The 4,141-nt window shown below is 71.2% G+C and carries 5 protein-coding genes; 3 read left to right on the forward strand and 2 right to left on the reverse strand.

Annotation, left to right across the window (positions count from 1 at the left end):
• The first annotated feature begins 146 nt into the window (after window positions 1-146).
• Window positions 147-803 carry an adenylate kinase gene (gene adk / locus A612_RS11435; protein ID WP_019374615.1) on the forward strand — a complete coding sequence of 219 codons (657 nt, stop codon included), beginning with the start codon at window positions 147-149 and terminating at the stop codon, window positions 801-803.
• A 54-nt stretch (window positions 804-857) separates the two neighbouring features.
• Here adk and A612_RS11440 read toward each other — a convergent pair whose 3' ends face one another.
• Window positions 858-1,829 carry an asparaginase gene (locus tag A612_RS11440; RefSeq protein ID WP_040436704.1) on the reverse strand — a complete coding sequence of 324 codons (972 nt, stop codon included), beginning with the start codon at window positions 1,827-1,829 and terminating at the stop codon, window positions 858-860.
• Between the two features lie 94 nt (window positions 1,830-1,923).
• Here A612_RS11440 and lexA point away from each other — a divergent pair, with 94 nt between their 5' ends.
• Together lexA and A612_RS16110 are read left to right on the forward strand one after the other, a co-directional pair.
• A complete protein-coding gene (gene lexA / locus A612_RS11445; protein WP_040436705.1) occupies window positions 1,924-2,598 on the forward strand; it encodes a transcriptional repressor LexA in 675 nt (224 codons plus the stop codon).
• 172 nt (window positions 2,599-2,770) lie between these two features.
• Window positions 2,771-3,175, forward strand: a complete 405-nt coding sequence (locus A612_RS16110) for a hypothetical protein (RefSeq protein ID WP_019374617.1) — start codon at window positions 2,771-2,773, stop codon at window positions 3,173-3,175.
• Window positions 3,176-3,202: 27 nt separating this feature from the next.
• Here A612_RS16110 and A612_RS11455 read toward each other — a convergent pair.
• The coding region (locus A612_RS11455) for a DUF3418 domain-containing protein (RefSeq protein ID WP_019374618.1) at window positions 3,203-4,141 on the reverse strand (939 nt) is incomplete at its 5' end.

Genomic DNA, 4,141 nt, shown 5'->3' on the forward strand with positions numbered 1-4,141 from the left:
CGCGGCCGCCTGAGCTTGCCGCGGTCGCCGCGGCGTCAGCAAGGCGCAGGGAGCGCGTGTTATTCTCGCCCGCCATTTGCGCGGCGCCCTCCGGCCACGGACTGGACGCCCGCGCCACGGATTCATAAAAACCGAGAGGTACCTCCATGAGACTGATCCTGCTGGGCGCCCCAGGCGCCGGAAAGGGCACCCAGGCTGCATTCATCTGCCAGAAGTTCGGCATCCCCCAGATCTCCACCGGCGACATGCTGCGCGCCGCCGTGAAGGCCGGCACCCCGCTGGGCCTGCAGGCCAAGGCCGTGATGGACGCCGGGCAGCTGGTGAGCGACGACCTGATCATCAACTTGGTCAAGGAGCGCATCGCCGAGCCCGACTGCGCCGAGGGCTTCCTCTTCGACGGTTTCCCGCGCACCATCCCCCAGGCCGAGGCGCTCAAGCAGGCGGGCGTCAAGCTCGACTACGTGCTGGAGATCGACGTGCCCTTCGAGGCCATCATCGAGCGCATGAGCGGGCGCCGCTCGCACCCCGCCTCCGGCCGCACCTACCACCTCAAGTTCAATCCCCCGAAGGTCGAGGGCGTGGATGACGTGACGGGCGAGCCGCTGGTGCAGCGCGACGACGACAAGGAAGAGACCGTGAAGAAGCGGCTCGAGGTCTACAGCCAGCAGACGCGCCCGCTGGTGGACTACTACTCCGAATGGGCCAAGGCCGACCCGGCCGGCGCCCCCAAGTACCGCGCCATCAGCGGCATCGGCAGCGTCGAGGAGATCACCGAGCGCGCCCTGGCGGCGCTCACGAGCTGAGCGGCGCGCCTTGCTGCGCGTGCGCGACGCCCCGCCCTGCGGGGCGTCGTCGTTTCAGCAGCCACGCGCCACGGCGCGCTGCGCCATGAGATCCAGCATCAGCCCAATGCGCGCCTTCACGGGCGACAACCCCTCGGCATAGCTCCAGCGCGCCCCCGGTTCGGCGCGCATCCGGCCCAGCGGGCAGCGCGAGGCCACGCGCACCGCCACGCCGCCCGCCACCGCCCGCTCGAGCCCTGCCTCCAGCGCCTGGTGCAGCGTTCCGTTGCCGGTGGCGGCCGCCACGATCCCCTGCACCCCCGCGGCGAGCAGCGCGTCCACCACCGTGGCGTCCGCCCCCGCATGGCTCATCACGATCGCCACGCGCGGCCAGGCCAGGCTGCCGAGCCGTGCGGCCAGCGCCGCGTGGGCGGGGGCCATCGGCTCCCGCGCGCGGCCGTGCGCCCAGCGCAGCTCGCCGGCTTCGATACTGCCCAGCGGCCCCGCATCGGCCGAATGCAGGGCATCGAGGCGCAGCGGGTGGAGCTTGGCCACCTCGCGCGCCCCATGCACGCTGCCGTCGGCCACCGCCAGCACGCCGCGCGCCTGCGGGTGCGCCGCCACCGTCACCGCATCGAGCAGGTTCTGCGGCCCATCGGGCGCGAGCGCCGTCGCCGGCCGCATGGCGCAGGTCAGCACCACCGGCTTGTCCTGCGCCGGAAGCACGCTGGCGAGCAGCCACGCCGTCTCCTCCAGCGTGTCCGTGCCGTGGGTGATCACCAGGCCGCGAACCTCGGGGTCTGCCAGGTGCACGAGGCAACGGTCCACCAGCCGCTCCCACAGCGCGAAGTCCATGTCCTTGCTGTCGATCTGCGCCAGCTGCTCGGCCACCAGCGGCCCGCGGGCAGCGCCCGCCAGCGCGGGCACGGCAGCCAGCAGATCCTCGATGCCGATCTGGCCCGCCGTGTAGCCGACGTTGGCCCCCGCCTGCGCCGCCGTCCCAGCGATGGTGCCGCCGGTGCCCAGTACCACGATTTTTCCTGCCACAACCCTTGCATCCTTCCCGAAACTGTCTAAAAATACAGTCACTGGTTTAAAAAACAGTGGTCGGCCTGCCGGCCACGCCGTACCGGAGCCTTCCATGTCCGACCGCCCCAAGCTCACCGCCCGCCAGCAGCAGATCCTGGACCTGATCCAGTCCGCCATCACGCGCACCGGCGCGCCACCCACCCGCGCGGAAATCGCCAACGAACTGGGTTTTCGCTCGGCCAATGCCGCCGAGGAACACCTGCAGGCCCTGGCCCGCAAGGGCGTCATCGAGCTGGTCAGCGGTACCTCGCGCGGCATCCGGCTGCGCAGCGACGCCGTGCGCTCCATCAATGCCGCGCGCGGCACGCACTTTCACCTGCCGATCGCCGGCCTGTCGCATCTCACGCTGCCGCTGATCGGCCGGGTGGCTGCAGGCTCGCCCATTCTCGCGCAGGAGCATGTGGACCAAACCTACACGCTCGAAGGCTCGCTGTTCTCCCACCGCCCCGACTACCTGCTGAAGGTGCGCGGCATGTCCATGCGCGACGCCGGCATCATGGACGGCGACCTGCTGGCCGTGCAGGCCACGCGCGAGGCGCGCAGCGGCCAGATCGTGGTGGCCCGGCTGGGCGACGAGGTCACGGTCAAGCGCCTGCGCCGCACGGGCAACGCCATCGAGCTGCTGCCTGAAAACCCCGACTACCCGGTGATCCGCGTCGAGCCGGGCGAACCCTTCGAGATCGAGGGGCTGGCGGTCGGCTTGATTCGCAACACCATGCTGATGTAGCCCCCGCCTGCCCCGCTTTCCCCACCCGCAGGTGGCGGGCGTCTGGCGTGCAAGGACCAGGAAATCCTACACGCCAACCCTGCGGTTGGGCGCCTCATTGGGCTCCGCTCAAAGCAATCCTGCCTGTGTTCTTGCTTGGCCTGCCCCGCCCGGGGCGTTGAGGAGTCTTCACATGGCGCTTGCACTGCTCGCCTGGAAATCTTTGCCGTTCTTCACTGCCGCTGCCCGGCGCCTGCGCCGGCTGGCGCAGCCAGCGGCCACGGTGCATGGACAGCACACCGACACCCCCCTGCCCGAGCCCGAGGCCAAGGCTGCCGCCGCCCGGGCCCGGGCCGGGGCAGGGGTTTCCCGCCCCGCCGAGGCGCAACCCCCCGCCCCGCCCGGGTCGGCTGTCCCGATCACGGTCATCCCGCCGGTCTCCATTGCTGTGGCGGCCGCTGCCACGCCCCCGAGGCGGCGGGGCGGCGTGCCAGTGCGCGTGATCTCGCGCCGGCATGGCGACGGCAGCTGCCGGCTGCTCATCTCCGGGCGGATGGCCGACGTGTGCGCGGAGCTCGACCGGCTGGTGCTGCAGTGAGCGCCGCAGCGGTCCGGGCCTCGGTCCTCAGGACAGCAGCTGCCCCCAGAGCTTGTCCAGCCGCTTGGCACTGACCGGATAGGGCGTGCGCAGCTCCTGCGCAAAAAAGCTCACGCGCAGCTCCTCGAGCATCCACCGGTACTCGCACATGCGCGCATCCTGCTGCCCGCGGCGCTCGGCAAGCAGCCGCCACCAGCGCTGCTCCACGGGCTGCAGCTCCTTCAGGCGCGCCGCATCGCGCGCCGGGTCGGCGCGCAACTTGTCCAGCCGCACGACGATGGCCTTCAGGTAGCGCGGCAGGTGCTGCAGCTGCCCCCACGGCGTGGCCACCAGAAAATCCTTGGGCACCAGCCGCTGCAGCTGCTGCGTGATGTCGGCAGCCGCCTCGCGCGCCGGCTTGCTGTCGCGCAGCTTGCGCTGCACCGCCGCGTATTCCTGCAGGACGGCCTCCGCCAGGCGGGCGACCTCGTTGGCGATCAGCGTCAGCCGGGTGCGCCCTTCCTGGATCCTCTGGCGGAACTGCTCCTCGCTGGTGGGCAGGGGATCTGCCAGAAAGGCACGCTCCAGCGCCACCTCGATGACCTGGGCGCGCAATTCCTCCAGCGTCCCGAGCGGCATGTAGGCCACCGCCATGGCCGTCAGGCCCGGGATGTTCTTCTCCAGGTACTTGAGCGCGTCGCGAATCTGCAGGGCCACCAGCCGGCGCAGGCCTGCCCGGTGGCGGGCGGCGGCAAGCTCCGGCTCGTCAAACACCTCGATGGCGACCGCGTCGCCATGGTCGATCAGCGCCGGAAAGCCGACCAGCGACTGACTGCCGCGCGTGATCTCCATGAGTTCCGGCAGTTCGCCAAAGCTCCAGTCGGTATAGCGCGCCTCGGCGGCCGGCTGCACGGGCGCTGCTGCCGCAGCCTTGCCGCGCTCGCGCCCCTTCCCTGGCGCGTCGGCAGGCTCGCGCGCCACCGCCGG

The sequence above is a fragment of the Melaminivora alkalimesophila genome (assembly GCF_000282995.1).
Taxonomy (GTDB): Bacteria; Pseudomonadota; Gammaproteobacteria; order Burkholderiales; family Burkholderiaceae_C; genus Melaminivora; species Melaminivora alkalimesophila.